We start from the raw sequence: 15454 nt of genomic DNA, 5'->3' as shown, positions 1-15454 counted from the left end.
TGTTTTTCATTACAGAAGAAAATTATAGCTGCTGACATTATGAAAATTGCATTCCTATACATTGCCGAAGCCTACCAGTGCTATCACGGGGCGACAATCGCTTTGGAACTGGCGACCCGTCATGGTATAGATATTACGAATTATTACAACGATCCGGAAACGCCTCACCACCTTGAGCGTGTGCGTCTGGCCGCGGGGGCTCCTGCAGCGCCCTGTCTCCCACTACATCGATCCAAATTCACGACCCTGATGCAGTCGATCCGGTCTTTGGGCATGTTCAAAAATCTGGTCCTGCGTGACAATGTGGCGGAACTTAATCATTATGACGCAATTGTCACGGTCGAGGATACTGTGGCGTCTGCCCGATCGCTGGGAATTACGCACCCCCGCCTGATCTACGGCCCCCATGGCTGCGGTGATCGCGCGCGCGGTTTCACAGACGAAGTGCGGGCTTTCGATTACGTTTTGCTTCCAGGCGAAAAATCCGCACGACGGATGCTGAAAAGCGGCCTGATCCAGCCAGACAATCACACAGTCATCGGGTCTGTGAAGCTCGAAACCTGCGCGATGCTACATCGTGCGGATGGCCCTCTTTTCAGCATTCCTCGACCAACAGTCCTCTACAACGCGCATAAAGCGCGTGGTCTGTCATCATGGGGGCGATTCATTGAACCAATGCTTGAACTGTTTGGAAGACAATCCACATTCAATCTGATCGTGGCGCCGCACACCAAGATGTTCCGTCGCCGCAGTCATGCGGTACGCAAGCGGTGGAATACACGCACCACGCCCGGTATTCTGATTGATACCGGCTCGGATCGCTGCGTTGATATGACTTATACTTCCGCCGCCGACATTTATGTCGGGGACGTCAGCAGTCAGGTCTATGAATTCCTTATCACGCCCCGCCCCTGCGTCTTCTTGAACGCTCACGGAATCGACTGGCGCAACAATCCCGACTTCGCCCACTGGCACCTTGGAGACGTGGTGGATGATCCGAAGGATCTGATGGCCATCATCCACGCCGCCCCCGCACGCCACGCCATCTATCGCGATCGACAGGTGGAGATGGCGAGCCGTTCTCTGGGAAATCGTTCACCAGGCGCTGCACGACGGGGCGCGGATGCGATTCTTGATTTCATCCGGTCATGAAAATCCGCCGCGAGTAACATCTCCCATTCGGGGAGAAAGCAGCCTTTCGCGGCGGACAACCTGGTCGGGTAAAAATCAGATTTCGATCTTCGTGCCCAGAACCTTCAGGAACTGGCCAATCCAAGCCGGGTGCGCTGGCCAAGCAGGGGCTGTCACCAGCTTGCCGTCCGTCACAGCACCATCAATCGCAATCGTCTGATAGTCTGCACCTGCCAGGATCATTTCAGCACGACAGGCCGGATAAGCAGAAACCTTGCGACCGGAAATGACATTGGCCGCGGCGAGAAGCTGCGGGCCGTGACAGACAGCGGCAATTGGCTTGTCAGCCGTCACGAAAGCCCGGATCAGATCCAGCACGCTCTCATCAGTGCCGAGTTGTTCAGGCGCACGACCGCCCGGAATGACCAGCGCATCGTAATCCTCCGCTCTCGTGCCCGCATAGGTGGCGTTGAGCGTAAAGTTGTGACCGCGCTTTTCGGTGTAGGTCTGATGGCCTTCGAAATCGTGGATGGCCGTCGCCACCTGCTCTCCAGCCTTCTTGCCCGGTGACACCACGTCCACCTTGTGTCCAACCATCAGCAGCATTTGAAAGGGCACCATGATTTCGTAATCTTCAACGAAATCGCCTGCGAGCATGAGAATACGTTTACTGGCCATGAGATCATCCTGGCGGTTAGGGTTCAAAAGACAGCGTCCCTCTTACCGTATGCCGAAGGACTATGGGTAATTAGGTAACGACACACAGTCCTGCCACCCACTTGCCGGAGAGGCAAAGCTGCCTCAGAACTGTTAGTGATATTGCCTGTCAGGGACCGCGTTCATCCATGAAGACTGCCGCCGTGATCGAGGTTCGGGACCTCCGCAAGACGTATCAAGTCCGCGATGGCGGAAGCTGGCGTGGAAAGACGCGTGAAATCACGGCGCTGGACGGCATTTCCTTCACGGTTCCGGCTGGCGAAATTGCGGGGTTCATCGGTCCGAACGGCGCGGGGAAATCCACGGCCATCAAGATTCTGTCCGGTATTCTGCGCCCAACATCCGGTACGGTACGCATTGGGGATTTGGTCCCTTGGGAAAACCGCATTGCCCATGTGGCGCGCATCGGCGTTGTGTTCGGCCAGCGGACACAGTTGTGGTGGGATCTGTCCGTTGCGGAAGGGCTGGCACTTCTGCGCGATATTTACAGTGTGGAGCCGGAGCGGTTCAGGCGAAACCGGGACCGTCTGGCGGAGGCACTGGACCTGAATGGAATCATGGATCAGTCCGTCCGGCAGTTGTCACTGGGGCAGCGGATGCGAGCTGAGATCGCTGCGGCTCTGATCCATGATCCGGATGTGGTCATTCTTGACGAACCGACGATTGGGCTGGATGCACCATCCAAACTGGCAGTCCGTGCTTTTGTGCGGGACTTGCGGCGGGAACGGGGCACGACGGTTCTGCTCACCACCCATGACATGCACGACATTGAAGCCTTGGCAGACCGGGTTATCGTCATTGGGCATGGCCGTATTCTGGCAGACAGCCCGTTTGAGGCGCTTCAAGCGACAACACTGTCCGAGCGTATTCTGGAAGCGGATTTCACGGGCCCTCCGCCGGAACTGTTTCTGCCAGACGGCGCAGTGGAAACCGAGCGCGGAACACGCAGCGTGACCATCACGTTTGATCCGCAACGCCTCCCCGCTCCTGCTCTTGTTGCGCACCTCTCCACATTCCCGGATCTGGGAGATCTGCGGATCGGCCGCCCGGCGATTGAGGAGATCATCACACGCTTCTACGCGGATCATGCCTCGTGACGATCCGCCCGTATGTGACGTCTTTCGTCCTGCAATGGAAAATTGGGCTGCGGTATCGCCTCGCCGTTCTGGCGGGGCTGGTTGCGCAGATGTGGTTCGGGGCGATCTCGCTGATGGCCTATGCCGCCGTGTATCACCATGCACCGGACGTGAATGCGCCGATGACGCTGCGTCAGGCCATGACCTACACCTGGATTCAGCAGTCATTTTTCACGCTGCTCCCACTTGGCTGCCTGCCCGCGATTGGCGAAGCTGCAAAGAGTGGAGCGATTGTCTATGATCTGCTGCGCCCGGTGGATCTGTGGAACTGGTGGCTCTCCTCTTCCCTTGCCCGCCTCTTGGGCAATGCGATTCCCCGCGCCGTCCTTCTGGCGGTCGTGGCGGGCCCGCTGGCCGCACTCGTTGGCCTGAACGGGTGGAGCCTCGCACCTCCTGAGTCTTTTGAAGCCGCCCTTCTGGCACTGATATCCTTTGTGCTGGGGGCCTTCATTTCAGCCAGCATCGTGATGTGGTGGAACATCATCGCCGCTCGCACCCTGTCGCCCCTTGGCACCTATGCCGTGGGAACGCCTCTGGCTGTTCTGATGTCCGGCATGTTGCTACCGCTGCCGCTCTATCCGGACTGGGCGCGCGAACTGCTGCTGCTCCAGCCCTTCGCAGGTATTTCGGATATTCCGATCCGGCTTTACATGGGGATGCCCATTCTGGGGGGCGTTGTGGCCGCTCTGGGAATCCAGTGTTTCTGGATCCTGGCACTGACGATGATCGGGCGATTCTGGATGAATCGCACCGTGTCGAGGATGGAGGTTCAGGGCGCATGAATGCCTTTACGCTCTATCGCCGGATGGCTGGTGCCTCGATCAAGGCACAGCTTCGCTATCCCGGAACCTTCGCCCTTCAGCTTGTCGGCAATTTCGTCACGACGCTGCTGAGCTTCTTCGGCATCTGGAGCCTGTTCCACCGTTTTGGCAGTATTGCGGGCTGGGATATTGGGGCGGTCGCCGTTCTTTATGGGCTGGTGAACGTCTCTTTTTCAGTGGCCGAAACGCTTGGTCGTGGCTTTGATGTGTTCGGCAGCGAATACGTCAAGACCGGCTCGTTTGACCGGCTGCTGTTGCGTCCCCGCTCAACGTTGGTTCTTCTGCTCGGGCATGAACTGCGCCTCCGGCCGATCGGTCGTTTTCTGCAAGGTGCGTTCGTTTTGAGGGCAGGTTTCTGGCTCTCGCCTCATGTGTCGTGGAATACAGTCTGGCTTCTGCCCTGGGCCGTGGCAGGCGGAGCTGTGATGTTTCTCGGTATCCTGATCGGGCAGGCCGCGCTGTGTTTCATCACAGTAGAAGGGCTGGAGGTTGTAAACGTGCTGACCTATGGCGGCGTGGAAGCCGGACAGTACCCGATTACCATGTTCGCCCGCTGGCTGCGGCGTTTCCTGACATGGGCCCTTCCGCTCTCTGCCGTTTGCTACTACCCGGCCCTCGCGATGCTGAACCATCCCGATCCGCTGGGGATGCCGCTCTGGTTCGGTCTGCTGTCCCCCGCTATGGGCTTCGTTTTTCTTGCCCTCATGATGCTGTGGTGGCGGCGGGGGGTCGCGGGATATGTGTCCAGCGGGAGTTGAGACTATTTGGCGGGATAGCCCCATTTGTTGATACGCGGATTGGTATCGAAACACATCATGATCAGCAGGGGGATTGTTCCGATGACTGTAAGGTACAGCAGCGTCCACCAGCCTGAACGATTGATGTCATGCAGCCGTCTGACCGACACGCTGAGATCCACGACAAACAGATAAAGCCACGCGAGGGAAATCGCGATCTCCAGCAGGCCGACACTAATCCCGCTGCTGTACCTCAAGTCACCGGAAATCAGAGAAAACAAGCCGGAACAGACAATTCCGAAGATCCTGAAGTACCAATATTCCTTCCTCCGGGAACGCCCCTGAAAATCCGTCACCCGACGGAAGCAGGCCTGAATGGCCTCTTTGAAAGACATATCCGCTGCGGGTGCGAACTGCCCTGCGTGAACATCCAGAAACACGTTATTGGCCATTGTGCCCCAGGGCTCGAAATCAACGCGCTGCCCCTTCTCAGGCGCCAGAGTGTCCCGCCAGTTTATCTTTGAAAATGAGTACCGAACGTCCTGATCATTCAGGATCACACCTTCACCTGTCAGATTATCGAAACCGAGGACGGTACCCTTCATGAACACTCTCCGTGCAAGTCCCCTCTGCGGACATGCAGGGTGTGACAATCCATGTGTTACGGAACGACACATTCGTGTCCAGTCATGATGATCCGAGACAGCCGCCGCCCTGCCCGACAGAAGGTCACTCAACGCCTCTCGCACCGTTGCCAGATCATTGCTTGGGTTGAAGCATGGACATGCAGTATGATCTTCGGATCAGCCACAGACCTGCCCGGACATGACCACAGAATCCCATCACGCCTGTTCGCATGACCATGCAGATCATGCCCACGATCACTCACACGGGCACGAGCACACACATGAGCATAGCCATGACGGACACGACCATGATCATGGATCCTGTGATGGACATAACCACGGCTTCGGGTTCGGGCATCAGCATGTTCATGCCCCCGCAAGCTTCGGCCGGGCATTCGCCATCGGGATCGCCCTGAACACGGTTTATGTCATTGCCGAAGCGCTATGGGGTGTCTGGGCGCATTCCCTGTCTCTGTTAGCAGACGCCGGACACAACCTGTCCGATATTCTGGGTCTGGGAGCAGCCTGGCTCGCGGAAAGTCTGGCCCGACGTGCACCGACGACCCGCTTTACCTATGGCCTCCGCCGATCAACCATTCTAGCCGCCTTGGCAAACGCAACGATCCTGCTTCTGGTGACAGGCGGGATCATCTGGGAATCTGTTGTCAGGCTTTTTGTTCACGGGCCGGTTGAAGGCATGACCGTCAGTTGGGTGGCGCTTGTAGGAATTGCGGTCAATGCCGTTACGGCGCTTCTTTTCATGAAGGGCGCCTCCAATGATCTCAATATCCGCGGGGCCTTCCTCCATATGGCTTCGGATGCCATGATGTCCTTCGCCGTGGTTATTGCGGGGCTGCTGATTGTCTGGACGGGCTTCCAGATCATTGACCCGATCGTCAGTTTGGTCGTTTCCGCGTCCATCATCATGGCAACGTGGTCTCTGCTCAAAGGCGCAGTCTCCCTGTCTCTGGATGGTGTGCCAGCAGGCATTACGCCCGAAGAGGTTCAAAATGCCCTGCTTGCTATCCCGGGTGTCTGCGGGCTGCACCATCTGCACATCTGGCCCATGAGCACCACGGAGACGGCCCTGACCGTGCATCTTCTGCGTGAAGAGGCTGCGTCCCAGACGTCTGAACAGATCATCACACAGGCAAGCGTGATTTTGCGGGAGAAGTTTGGTATCTCCCATCCCACGTTCCAGATCGAGAGCCCTCCAGTGTCCTGCGATCTTCAACAGGCCTGCTGTTAAGGACCTTCATGCCTTCGACCCGTATCAAGATTGCCCGCGCTTCCATCGGGGTGAGCGTGGTGGTTCTGGCCATCAAATACGCAGCATTCTGGGTTTCCGGTTCCGAGGCCCTGCTGTCAGATGCCATTGAAACGATCCTGAACGTCATTGCTGCTGCAGGAACACTCTGGGCTCTGTCCATCGCGGCACTCCCCGCAGACGACAATCATCCCTATGGCCACGGCAAGGCAGAATATCTGTCTGCTGTCATTGAGGGTGTTCTGGTTGTTCTGACCGCACTTGGCATCCTGGTAATTGCCGTACACGACTGGATGCACCCCACGCCGGTTCATGCGCTATTTCAGGGTGTTGCGCTGAACGCATTGGCCGGAATCGTCAATCTGGTCTGGGCCCGCATTCTCATCGGTTTTGGCCGAAAAAATTCCTCGCAGGCCCTCCTGGCGGCGGGTGAGCATGTCCAGTCCGATGTTTGGGCAACGGTCGCTCTTGTTATTGGTGTGTCGCTGATTCCGCTGGTGAAATGGGACCGTCTGGATGCTGTACTGTCAGCGCTGGTGGCTCTGAACGTGCTTCGTGCCGGTTTCTCGATGATGAGCATTTCAATGTCCGGCCTGATGGATGAAACGCCGGGCGCTGACACGGTCGAGACCGTCAAAAGCATTATCTCCGTCAGCGGAACAGGAGCGTTGGAAGCGCATGACCTGCGCATGCGCAAGGTTGGCGTCCTGCATTTCGTGGAATTTCACCTCGTGGTCCCCAGCGAAATGAGTGTTCATGACGCCCATGAAATCTGCGACAGCATTGAAGCGGCCCTGCGTGAAGAACTCGGACGCGCTTCCATTCACATTCACGTCGAACCCGCAGACAAAGCCAAACATTCCGGCGTTCTGGTGCTGTCCTGAGCGTCGGAGCTTTCTGATATGATCAGCCTTTTTGACCTGTTCCGTATCGGGCTCGGCCCGTCCTCGTCCCATACGGTTGGTCCCATGCGAGCCGGGCTGGCCTTTGTGCAGAACCTGCTCGCAGATACGCCCGTGTCCCGCATTCAGGTCACACTGTATGGCTCCCTCGCCTGGACAGGTGCTGGTCATGCAACAGATACCGCCGTACTTCTGGGTCTCGAAGGCTGGTTGCCAGACGACATTGCACCGGATCACGCACGCCACGTCATTGAAACGATCCAGTCCACCAAGCGCCTGACCGTGAATGGACACACAATCCCTTTCGACCCGGCATCAGATGTCGTGTTCGATTATGAAACCGTTCCCCCGGTTCATCCGAACACTCTGCAATTCGAAGCTTTCGATGATACGGACACCGTTATCTCCTGCGAGCGATATTGCTCCATCGGTGGTGGCTTTATTGTGCCGGAAGATACCTCTCCGGCTACGAAAGTTATTCCTCCCGTCAGCGTCCCCTATGATGTGACCTCCGGGCGCAAACTGCTGGAAGACTGTCGAGGGACGGGGCTGGGCATTGCCGGTCTTATCCGGGCCAATGAAGCAACGTTGCGGGCCGATCAGGACGTCACAGCCTATATTGATCGTATTCTCGATACGATGATGGACTGCATTGACCGCGGGCTGAAGGAAGATGGCGTCCTTCCCGGCAAACTCCATGTCAAACGTCGCGCTCCGGCCCTTTTCCGAAAGCTGGAAAATGGTGTTCGCTGGAACCAGCGTGCACCGCACGAGATCATGGATTGGGTCAGTCTCTTCGCCATTGCCGTGAATGAAGAAAATGCTGCAGGCGGTCGCGTCGTGACAGCTCCGACCAATGGTGCCTCCGGCGTCATCCCTGCGGTTCTGCGCTATTATCGAGATTTCTGCCCCGGAGCCTCTCGCGAGGGAATGCGGGAGTTTCTTCTCACGGCCACTGCCATCGGTGCCCTGTTCAAGCGCAATGCCTCCATTTCCGGTGCGGAAGTCGGATGTCAGGGCGAAGTGGGCGTTGCATGTTCCATGGCGGCGGCTGGACTTGCAGCGGCATTAGGCGCCACTCCGGACCAAGTAGAAAATGCAGCAGAGATCGGCATGGAACATCATCTGGGCATGACCTGTGATCCCGTCGGTGGTTTGGTGCAGATTCCTTGTATCGAACGAAATGCTTTTGGCGCGATCAAGGCCATCAACGCAGCATCTCTCGCGATGCGGGGGGATGGGGTACACCATGTTTCTCTGGATCAGGTCATCCGGACGATGCGGGAGACCGGTGCGGACATGAACCACCGTTACAAGGAAACATCTCTGGGTGGTCTGGCTGTCAGTTTTCCCGAATGTTGAGCCCGGTTTTTCAGTTATTTCACTGATTTTACACTTGATCGGTTCAGACTGCTTGACCCGACGCGAAGAAGACTGGCAGGACCGGGACTGTAACGCGCGGGTCTGAACCGGGCGTATCTTCCCTTGCCCGACACTCCTTCCCGGACGTCTTCCATTGGCCGATACTTCGCCCCAAATTCCCGACTCCGCACCTAAGCAAATACCCGCCGGGCATTTGTCCTCAAAGCACGCCCTCCGCCGCAAAGACCGCATCCATCATCTGCGCCGGTCTGCGCGCGCCACTACGACACAGTGGCGCCGCACAGCCATCTACTGGATCGGTGCGGTTCTCGTCGGCGTCATTGCTGTTCTGTTTGCGCATATGGGTGATGCCGCAGCCGATCTGCGATCCAGAATTATCGCCTGGCACCCATGGGCCATGCTGCTCATTGCTCCTGCTGGTCTGGCCTTCATCACGTGGATGACCCGTACGATCTTCAAAGGTGCACAAGGGTCAGGCATTCCGCAAACAATTGCGACCCTCCACATCGACAATTACACGGTTGTGGACCGTGTTCTGTCTCTCAAGATTTCAGTCGGCAAAATCCTGCTCACCTGCCTGGGTCTGATCTGCGGGGCGTCGATTGGCCGTGAAGGCCCAAGCGTGCAGGTTGGGGCGTCCGTCATGCACGGTTTCTCCCGTCTGCTCGGACAGTCCAATATCGCGGCCAAACGCAGTATGATCCTTGCGGGAGGCGCGGCCGGTATGGCCGCAGCGTTCAATACGCCTCTGGCCGGGATCGTCTTCGCGATTGAAGAACTCTCTCACTCTTTTGAACAACGCACCTCCGGCCGTACGCTGACGGTCGTGGTCGTCTCCGGTGTCACGGCCATCGCCCTGCTGGGGAATTACACCTATTTCGGCCATGCGGATGTGGATATTCCCGTTGGCACGGCCTGGATTGCCGTACTGACCTGCGGCATCCTTGGCGGTCTGGCCGGCGGCACCTTTGCGGCGCTTGTTATTAAAGCCTCCCGCGGCCTCCCCGGCCCGGTCGGACGCTTTGCCGGACAACGCCCGATTGCGTTCGCCGCCGCCTGCGGGCTGGTTCTTGCCATCATCGGCCTGATTTCCAAAGGCACGACTTACGGTACCGGCTACGCACAGGCCCGCGCCATTTTCGCGGGAACAGAGCATTATCCAGCATCGTTCTTCCTGCTGAAATATCTGGCGATGCTGGTGTCTTACTGCTCCGGCATTCCGGGCGGAATGTTTGCGCCTTCGCTGGCCATTGGTGCCGCCATCGGGGGCTGGATCGAGCAGTTCCTGCCTCACACAACACCGGGCGCTGTCGTGCTTCTTGGCACGGTCGCCTATTTCTGTGGGGTGGCGCAGTCCCCGCTGACGGCAACAATTATTGTCATGGAAATGTGTGACAACCAGCAGGTGACGCTGGCGCTTCTAGCCACATCATTCCTGGCCTTTGGCGTCTCGCGAATGGTGTGCCCCCGCCCACTTTATACCGCGCTGGCGGATCGCTTTATGGAAGCCAATGAGCGCGCCAGTCGTCCACCGCCTCAATCTGATATTCAGTCCACCCCTGTTCAGGACGCTAAAAAAGCGCCCTGAATCAAGCCTGTTTCAGCGTTCCGACAAAATGGAATGAGCGGCAGCCTCAACTTCAATGGCGCACTCGGCTGCATCGGGAGCAGGCGTTGTTCCCTTCATGGCTCTTAGCTCTTTCCGCGCCGCAATAAGATCATCCTGAAGTTCCGGTGCATCAAGCAGCGTATCCATCTCGGACGAGGCATTCAGGAAACCGGCCTGCACGTCAGATTTCCAGTGAGCCCCGCAGACAATCCGGCTTTCTCCAAAAACGCGTCCGCGTTGCAGGATCATAGTGGCATGTTCCGGCAGCAGGTGCGCCAGCAGAAGCGCCATGCCATATCCAGCCGTTGTATGACCGGACGGATAGGAGGAATGAAGTCCCAACCCTTCCGGAGATGTACAGATCGGCAGGTTGGTTCCAACGAATGGTCGTGTGCGATGCCAGTAATGCTTGGCCTCGGAGGTCCGATGCACAATCGGGTTTTCCATCTGCTTTAGGACTGCGGCAAGATGAGGCGCCTTGGACAGATCCAGCGTATATCCAACCGCACAGGAGAAATCCTTTACAAGATGCGGCACTTCCAGATCCGCATCCCGCTGGGCCAGCGCCCATCTCGGCGTATCTTTCAGACTGCGTGTTTCATGAAAGACCCGATCATCATCTGCTTGTGCTGCGCTGCCTGAAACAGGAGGCGCAGGAAGAACCAACCGCGCATCAGGAATAGCTGTTTCCGGGATCGGCTGATGCGAAGGCGCCGTGCAGGCTGCGAGAAGCGTCGTACACATCAGAACTGTAACTGGCAGGCGAGCAGCGATATTCATGCGGTTCAGGACCTCACAAGGTTGAAAAGACAGTTCGTCTTCATAATGTTCTCTGTGGACGGTCGGAAAGTGTTTCTTTGTGACCGTCGCATGACGTGTCTGCTCAAGACTGTGGCGAAGTCTGTCATTGTGTCATGATAAACTGACATTATGCCTTTCAGGAAAGCCTTATGTCCTCTACAGCGCCACGCGTTTCAATCCGCTACTGCACGCAGTGCAACTGGCTCCTACGATCCGGGTGGATGGCACAGGAACTGCTGTCTACATTTGGGCAGGCTCTCGGAGAAGTGGCGCTTCTTCCCGATACGGGGGGACGCTTCGAAATTCACGTCGATGATGTGCTGATCTGGGAGCGCAAGCGTGATGGCGGATTTCCGGGGCCGAAAGAACTTAAGCAGCGCGTACGGGACGTGATCGCTCCAGAGCATGATCTGGGTCACACGGATCGCTGATCATACGCCCCTGTCATAATGATTCCGTAGAAATACCGTCAGATCATTAGCTGGCCAGCTATAGGGAATCTGCTTCAGCATGTCGCCGATGAAGCCCCGGTGATAGCTCGCATGATTGATGACGTGGAGAATGATTTCCTCCCGGGTCATTATCCCGGTCTGCCCGTCAATAAACGCAAAAGCAATCTGCTCCTTCAGATCCTCCACGCTCCAGTCAGCACATTCTTTCATATACCACTGATGGAGTGCCTGTGTCGCATGCCACCACTCTTCAAGATCCAGTATCTGGTCGGCCTGCCGTGAACGATAACCATGTTCCGTCCCCTGAAGATGGTGATGAAACATGTCGTCCACGACATACACATGCCCCAACGTCTGCAAGATCGTATCGAACGTTGTCTGGCGAGGCTTCACAATTTCCTCATGGGGAAGCTGAAGAAGGGCCTCATATGTCAGCCTGTCGGCCCACGCCCGATACTGAAGAAGCATGCCAGTTGTTCGCAGATGATCCGGAAAAGGCCGCCCAGACATGAAGTTACCTTATGACATTTCTAACCTGACTATGAGATAATTTCGGATAGGGAACAACACTCTACCTCCTCCCGGGAAGGCAAAACACTTCCCGATGCATATCCTATCTAAATATCAGAACACATTGAGCGTCTTTATGATATATCCGAGAACGCTCTATTCATGAAATGATCCTGCAGGTCCTTCTTCAAGCCTGCGGAGATCCCGTTATGACCGCAACCTGCGCCAGCCTCCCCTCGGCCTCCGTCGATCTGCCGCGGAACTGTACGTTCGAGCCCGCAGACTGGCAGATCCTTGCCAGATCCTGGTATCCGGTTGCGCTGTCCCGCGATCTGGGGGACAGTCCGATGGGCGTGACTTTGCTGGATGCACCGCTGGTCGTCTATCGCGCGGATGGGGATATCGTGATCGCGGATGATCTCTGCCCGCATCGTGGTGTTCCCCTCAGCATGGGCAATGGAAACGGCAAGACGATTGCGTGTGCCTATCACGGCTTCCGGTTTGGGCAGGATGGAAGATGTGTGCGTGTTCCGGCCCATCCCGACAGCAAAATTCCGCCGAAACTGCACCTGCGAACCTATCCGGTCGTCGAACGCTTCGGTCTGATCTGGACGTGTCTGCGCCCGACCGGGGAAACCAACCTGCCGCCCATGCCGCACTGGGATGATCCGGCGTTCCAGCAGATCACATGCCCCTGGATCGACATCAAGGGCTTTGCAGGTCGCCAGGTCGAGGGTTTCATTGACGTTGCGCATTTCGCCTTCGTCCATACCGAGACGTTTGCCGACCCCGAGAACCCGGTCGTTCCGTCCTATTCGCCGAGGCTGACTGAAACGGGTTTCGAGGCCGAATACCGCAGCAACGTCTCCAATTTCCCACATGGGCTTCTGGGCGTTGAAGAGTTTGCAGACTTCGAATGGCTGCGGCATTTCCGGGTTTTCCTGCCCTTTACCGCAACGCTGGAAATCCATTTTCCGAACGACGGCAGGCTCGTCATCATGAATGCTGCCTCTCCGGCTTCTGCCCGCGTGACGCGGATGTTCGCACCGATCTGCCGGAACTTCGATACGACCGGATCGGTAGAGGATGTTTACGAGTTCAACCGACGCGTCTTTGAAGAAGATCGCCAGATTGTCGAAGCGCAGAAGCCGGAAAACCTGCCGCTCGATCCCAATCTTGAAGCTCATGTCATGGCGGATCGGAGTTCCATTGCCTACCGTCGCGGTCTGCGCGGCATGGGCCTTAGCCACTTCTTCACGGCCTGAATAAAAAGAGGCGTCCCGGTTCAGGGACGCCTCTTTTTATGGTTCTGCATAACGAACGGACTGATCAGCTATTTTGCGGACAGGTCTACAACGCCAACTGTTCCCTCTTCCGTACCGAAAATGATTGCACCACCCTGCGGGGTGAAACTGATGCCCGTCACTTTTCCACGGGCACTTTTCTGCCCTGAGCAAAGAGGAAGGACGCGCTGATCCCCGCCGCCAATTTCGGCAAGCAGGACGGTGCCATCTTCATAGCCACCGGCAATGATGTCTTCCTTGGGGTTCGGGCAGACCGCACTGACGAACAGGCCCGGCAAGCGCGCCAGTTCAGACGGTGCCTTCCCCATCGGGCCGCCACCAAAGAACGGCCATAGCACAATGGCATCTGCACCAGCCGTCGCCAGCCAGCGCCCATTGCGCGTAAACGCCATGGACCGCACCTGCTTCGGATAACCGCTCATGCGCATGTTGTGCCCATCGGCCAGACGCCAGCCGTGCAGATCGTTTTCCTGCATGGACGTCACAAGCGCCTCACCGCCCGGATGGATGGCAATTCCGATATGACTGCCCTTCCATTCGAAGGGGCGCACTGTGTCGATCTTCGCCTGCACGAACCAGACCGATGCACCGTTGTAGTGCGAGGCTGCAACCCGCTTTCCCTTGGCGTCGAACACGATACCCGTCACGGATGACGGGTGATCTAGCGTTTTGAGCGTCGTCTTGCCTTCAGCCGCACGGACTTCCAGTTCACGCCCAGTCGAGAACGCAAGATGCGTGGTAGATGTGGCGATACAATCGACCCAACGTCGCCCTTCCCGCAGAACCTCAGTCCGGCCGTCAGCGTATGTCCGGACCAGTTTGCCGTCTTCACCACCCGTCAGAAACGCATCCGGCAGACAGTCCTGCGACAGGCAGAGTGCACCGTCATGAACCTGTAGAACGGTCCATGATCCAAGCGTATTCATCTGGTCGCGCGGAATGAGAATGATCTCGCCATCCGCTGTCGCTGCCGCGAATGTTTTGCCGTCACGCGACGACGCGACACCAACGATCGGGCTTTCGAAACGGCGCTCGGCGCCGCGATCTTCAATGATTTCCCGTGTCATTCCGCGATGCAGCTTTCAAAGCCGCGACGAAGCTGCGGACGGTTCAGGTTGCGGCCGATGAAGACCAGGCGGGAAGCCTGGCTTTCGCCGTCACGGAACGGGCCGATGAAGTCTCCATCCGCCATCATGTGCACGGCCTGAAAGGCAAAGCGCTGCTCTTCACCCTTGAAGTTCAGGATGCCCTTGGAGCGCAGAATATCGCCGCCCTGTTCCTGAAGAAGCGCACCAATCCAGGCCTGGAAACGACGCTGGTCAATCTGCTCCTTCACGGAAAGGGAGATGCTGACAATGCCCTCTTCGTGGGAATGATGATCGTTCTCCAGAAAGTCCGGCATTGTGGAAAGCGCACGCTGAAGATCAAAGCCACCACGATCCAGAATATCCGTCAGCTTAACGCCACCGTGCTGGGCTTCATGGATCTCGGCAACGGCATTGATCTGGCGGATGCGGCCAACAATTTCCTTGCGGCGCTCTTCATCAGCAAGATCGATCTTGTTCAGAACAATCACATCCGCAAACGCGATCTGGCTGACAGCCTCGGGGCTTTCGTCCAGCGTCTGCATGACGTTGAAGGCATCCACAACCGTGACGACGGCATCCAAACGGGCCTTTTCGCGGATGTTCTCATCCACGAAAAAAGTCTGGGCCACCGGTGCAGGATCGGCCAGACCGGTCGTCTCGACAATGATCCCGTCAAAGCGCCCGCGACGACGCAGCAGACCACCCAGAATGCGGATCAGATCGCCACGCACGGTGCAGCAGATGCAGCCGTTGTTCATTTCGAACACTTCCTCGTCGGCATCCACCACGAGGTCATTGTCCACGCCAAGCTCGCCAAATTCATTGACGACCACAGCGTATTTGCGGCCGTGTTCGGCAGTCAGGATATGGTTGAGCAGGGTGGTTTTTCCGGCTCCGAGAAAGCCTGTCAGAACGGTAACGGGAACGGTTCCGGTGCGTGCCGGGTCACTGGTGCTGGACATGAAGGGCC

General features: G+C 57.3%; 16 protein-coding genes. 10 read left to right on the top strand and 6 right to left on the bottom strand.

Annotation, left to right across the window (positions count from 1 at the left end; genetic code table 11):
- Window positions 1–39: 39 nt before the first annotated feature.
- On the top strand, window positions 40–1152 hold the full coding sequence (locus J4P41_RS00745) for a hypothetical protein (protein WP_426065770.1): 1113 nt from the start codon (window positions 40–42) through the stop codon (window positions 1150–1152).
- A 75-nt stretch (window positions 1153–1227) separates the two neighbouring features.
- Here J4P41_RS00745 and J4P41_RS00740 read toward each other — a convergent pair whose 3' ends face one another.
- The gene (locus J4P41_RS00740; protein ID WP_426065769.1) at window positions 1228–1809 is read right to left on the bottom strand and encodes a DJ-1/PfpI family protein; all 582 of its coding nucleotides are present in this window, start codon (window positions 1807–1809) and stop codon (window positions 1228–1230) included.
- Between the two features lie 167 nt (window positions 1810–1976).
- Here J4P41_RS00740 and J4P41_RS00735 point away from each other — a divergent pair, with 167 nt between their 5' ends.
- From J4P41_RS00735 to J4P41_RS00725, 3 genes are read left to right on the top strand one after another with little or no spacing between them, the layout of a single operon-like run.
- Complete coding sequence (locus tag J4P41_RS00735) at window positions 1977–2945, top strand: ABC transporter ATP-binding protein (RefSeq protein WP_426065768.1); 969 nt, start codon at window positions 1977–1979, stop codon at window positions 2943–2945.
- Entirely contained in the window at window positions 2942–3766 is an 825-nt protein-coding gene (locus J4P41_RS00730; protein ID WP_426065767.1) for an ABC transporter permease, read from the top strand. The genes J4P41_RS00735 and J4P41_RS00730 overlap by 4 nt, the downstream gene beginning before the upstream one ends.
- Entirely contained in the window at window positions 3763–4563 is an 801-nt protein-coding gene (locus J4P41_RS00725) for an ABC transporter permease (RefSeq protein WP_426065766.1), read from the top strand. The genes J4P41_RS00730 and J4P41_RS00725 overlap by 4 nt, the downstream gene beginning before the upstream one ends.
- Window positions 4564–4565: 2 nt before the next feature.
- Here the strand turns inward: J4P41_RS00725 and J4P41_RS00720 are convergent, their stop codons facing one another.
- Window positions 4566–5147, bottom strand: a complete 582-nt coding sequence (locus tag J4P41_RS00720) for a DUF805 domain-containing protein (protein WP_426065765.1) — start codon at window positions 5145–5147, stop codon at window positions 4566–4568.
- Window positions 5148–5367: 220 nt separating this feature from the next.
- Between J4P41_RS00720 and J4P41_RS00715 the strand changes: the two genes are divergently transcribed.
- The 4 genes from J4P41_RS00715 (at window position 5368) to J4P41_RS00700 (ending at window position 10308) form a co-directional block, all read left to right on the top strand.
- Window positions 5368–6417 (top strand): cation diffusion facilitator family transporter, encoded by a 1050-nt coding sequence (locus tag J4P41_RS00715; protein WP_426065764.1) that lies wholly within the window; start codon window positions 5368–5370, stop codon window positions 6415–6417.
- Window positions 6418–6425: 8 nt separating this feature from the next.
- On the top strand, window positions 6426–7319 hold the full coding sequence (locus tag J4P41_RS00710) for a cation diffusion facilitator family transporter (RefSeq protein WP_426065763.1): 894 nt from the start codon (window positions 6426–6428) through the stop codon (window positions 7317–7319).
- Window positions 7320–7337: 18 nt separating this feature from the next.
- Entirely contained in the window at window positions 7338–8699 is a 1362-nt protein-coding gene (locus J4P41_RS00705) for an L-serine ammonia-lyase (protein ID WP_426065762.1), read from the top strand.
- 154 nt (window positions 8700–8853) lie between these two features.
- Window positions 8854–10308 carry a chloride channel protein gene (locus tag J4P41_RS00700; RefSeq protein ID WP_194257368.1) on the top strand — a complete coding sequence of 485 codons (1455 nt, stop codon included), beginning with the start codon at window positions 8854–8856 and terminating at the stop codon, window positions 10306–10308.
- Window positions 10309–10320: 12 nt separating this feature from the next.
- On the opposite strand, the gene J4P41_RS00695 is transcribed toward J4P41_RS00700, so the two are convergent.
- Window positions 10321–11109 carry an acid phosphatase gene (locus J4P41_RS00695; protein ID WP_062024510.1) on the bottom strand — a complete coding sequence of 263 codons (789 nt, stop codon included), beginning with the start codon at window positions 11107–11109 and terminating at the stop codon, window positions 10321–10323.
- A 170-nt stretch (window positions 11110–11279) separates the two neighbouring features.
- On the opposite strand from J4P41_RS00695, the gene J4P41_RS00690 reads away from it, so the two are divergent.
- The gene (locus tag J4P41_RS00690; RefSeq protein ID WP_023944839.1) at window positions 11280–11561 is read left to right on the top strand and encodes a SelT/SelW/SelH family protein; all 282 of its coding nucleotides are present in this window, start codon (window positions 11280–11282) and stop codon (window positions 11559–11561) included.
- Here the strand turns inward: J4P41_RS00690 and J4P41_RS00685 are convergent, their stop codons facing one another.
- A complete protein-coding gene (locus J4P41_RS00685; protein ID WP_426065761.1) occupies window positions 11562–12092 on the bottom strand; it encodes a DinB family protein in 531 nt (176 codons plus the stop codon).
- Between the two features lie 209 nt (window positions 12093–12301).
- Here J4P41_RS00685 and J4P41_RS00680 point away from each other — a divergent pair, with 209 nt between their 5' ends.
- Window positions 12302–13357, top strand: a complete 1056-nt coding sequence (locus J4P41_RS00680; protein ID WP_426065760.1) for a Rieske 2Fe-2S domain-containing protein — start codon at window positions 12302–12304, stop codon at window positions 13355–13357.
- Window positions 13358–13425: 68 nt separating this feature from the next.
- Here J4P41_RS00680 and J4P41_RS00675 read toward each other — a convergent pair whose 3' ends face one another.
- Together J4P41_RS00675 and J4P41_RS00670 are read right to left on the bottom strand one after the other, a co-directional pair.
- A complete protein-coding gene (locus J4P41_RS00675) occupies window positions 13426–14463 on the bottom strand; it encodes a WD40 repeat domain-containing protein (protein ID WP_426065759.1) in 1038 nt (345 codons plus the stop codon).
- Window positions 14460–15446: a CobW family GTP-binding protein gene (locus J4P41_RS00670; RefSeq protein WP_426065758.1), complete on the bottom strand. Its 987-nt coding sequence runs from the start codon at window positions 15444–15446 to the stop codon at window positions 14460–14462. Before J4P41_RS00670 ends, J4P41_RS00675 begins: the two co-directional genes overlap by 4 nt.
- Window positions 15447–15454 lie beyond the last annotated feature (8 nt).

It is taken from the genome of Gluconobacter sp. NFX36, from assembly GCF_049887835.1.
GTDB classification, from domain to species: domain Bacteria; phylum Pseudomonadota; class Alphaproteobacteria; order Acetobacterales; family Acetobacteraceae; genus Gluconobacter; species Gluconobacter japonicus_A.
Note: the sequence above shows the minus strand (reverse complement) of the source record. Positions and strands in the feature narration are given on the sequence as shown.

Coding starts and splice junctions, on each gene's coding strand:
- J4P41_RS00705 (WP_426065762.1), top strand. CDS start 7,338: ATGATCAGCCTTTTTGACCTGTTCCGTATCGGGCTCGGCCCGTCCTCG.
- J4P41_RS00740 (WP_426065769.1), bottom strand. CDS start 1,809: ATGGCCAGTAAACGTATTCTCATGCTCGCAGGCGATTTCGTTGAAGAT.
- J4P41_RS00735 (WP_426065768.1), top strand. CDS start 1,977: ATGAAGACTGCCGCCGTGATCGAGGTTCGGGACCTCCGCAAGACGTAT.
- J4P41_RS00690 (WP_023944839.1), top strand. CDS start 11,280: ATGTCCTCTACAGCGCCACGCGTTTCAATCCGCTACTGCACGCAGTGC.
- J4P41_RS00715 (WP_426065764.1), top strand. CDS start 5,368: ATGACCACAGAATCCCATCACGCCTGTTCGCATGACCATGCAGATCAT.
- J4P41_RS00745 (WP_426065770.1), top strand. CDS start 40: ATGAAAATTGCATTCCTATACATTGCCGAAGCCTACCAGTGCTATCAC.
- J4P41_RS00685 (WP_426065761.1), bottom strand. CDS start 12,092: ATGTCTGGGCGGCCTTTTCCGGATCATCTGCGAACAACTGGCATGCTT.
- J4P41_RS00670 (WP_426065758.1), bottom strand. CDS start 15,446: ATGTCCAGCACCAGTGACCCGGCACGCACCGGAACCGTTCCCGTTACC.
- J4P41_RS00710 (WP_426065763.1), top strand. CDS start 6,426: ATGCCTTCGACCCGTATCAAGATTGCCCGCGCTTCCATCGGGGTGAGC.
- J4P41_RS00675 (WP_426065759.1), bottom strand. CDS start 14,463: ATGACACGGGAAATCATTGAAGATCGCGGCGCCGAGCGCCGTTTCGAA.
- J4P41_RS00720 (WP_426065765.1), bottom strand. CDS start 5,147: ATGAAGGGTACCGTCCTCGGTTTCGATAATCTGACAGGTGAAGGTGTG.
- J4P41_RS00680 (WP_426065760.1), top strand. CDS start 12,302: ATGACCGCAACCTGCGCCAGCCTCCCCTCGGCCTCCGTCGATCTGCCG.
- J4P41_RS00695 (WP_062024510.1), bottom strand. CDS start 11,109: ATGAATATCGCTGCTCGCCTGCCAGTTACAGTTCTGATGTGTACGACG.
- J4P41_RS00725 (WP_426065766.1), top strand. CDS start 3,763: ATGAATGCCTTTACGCTCTATCGCCGGATGGCTGGTGCCTCGATCAAG.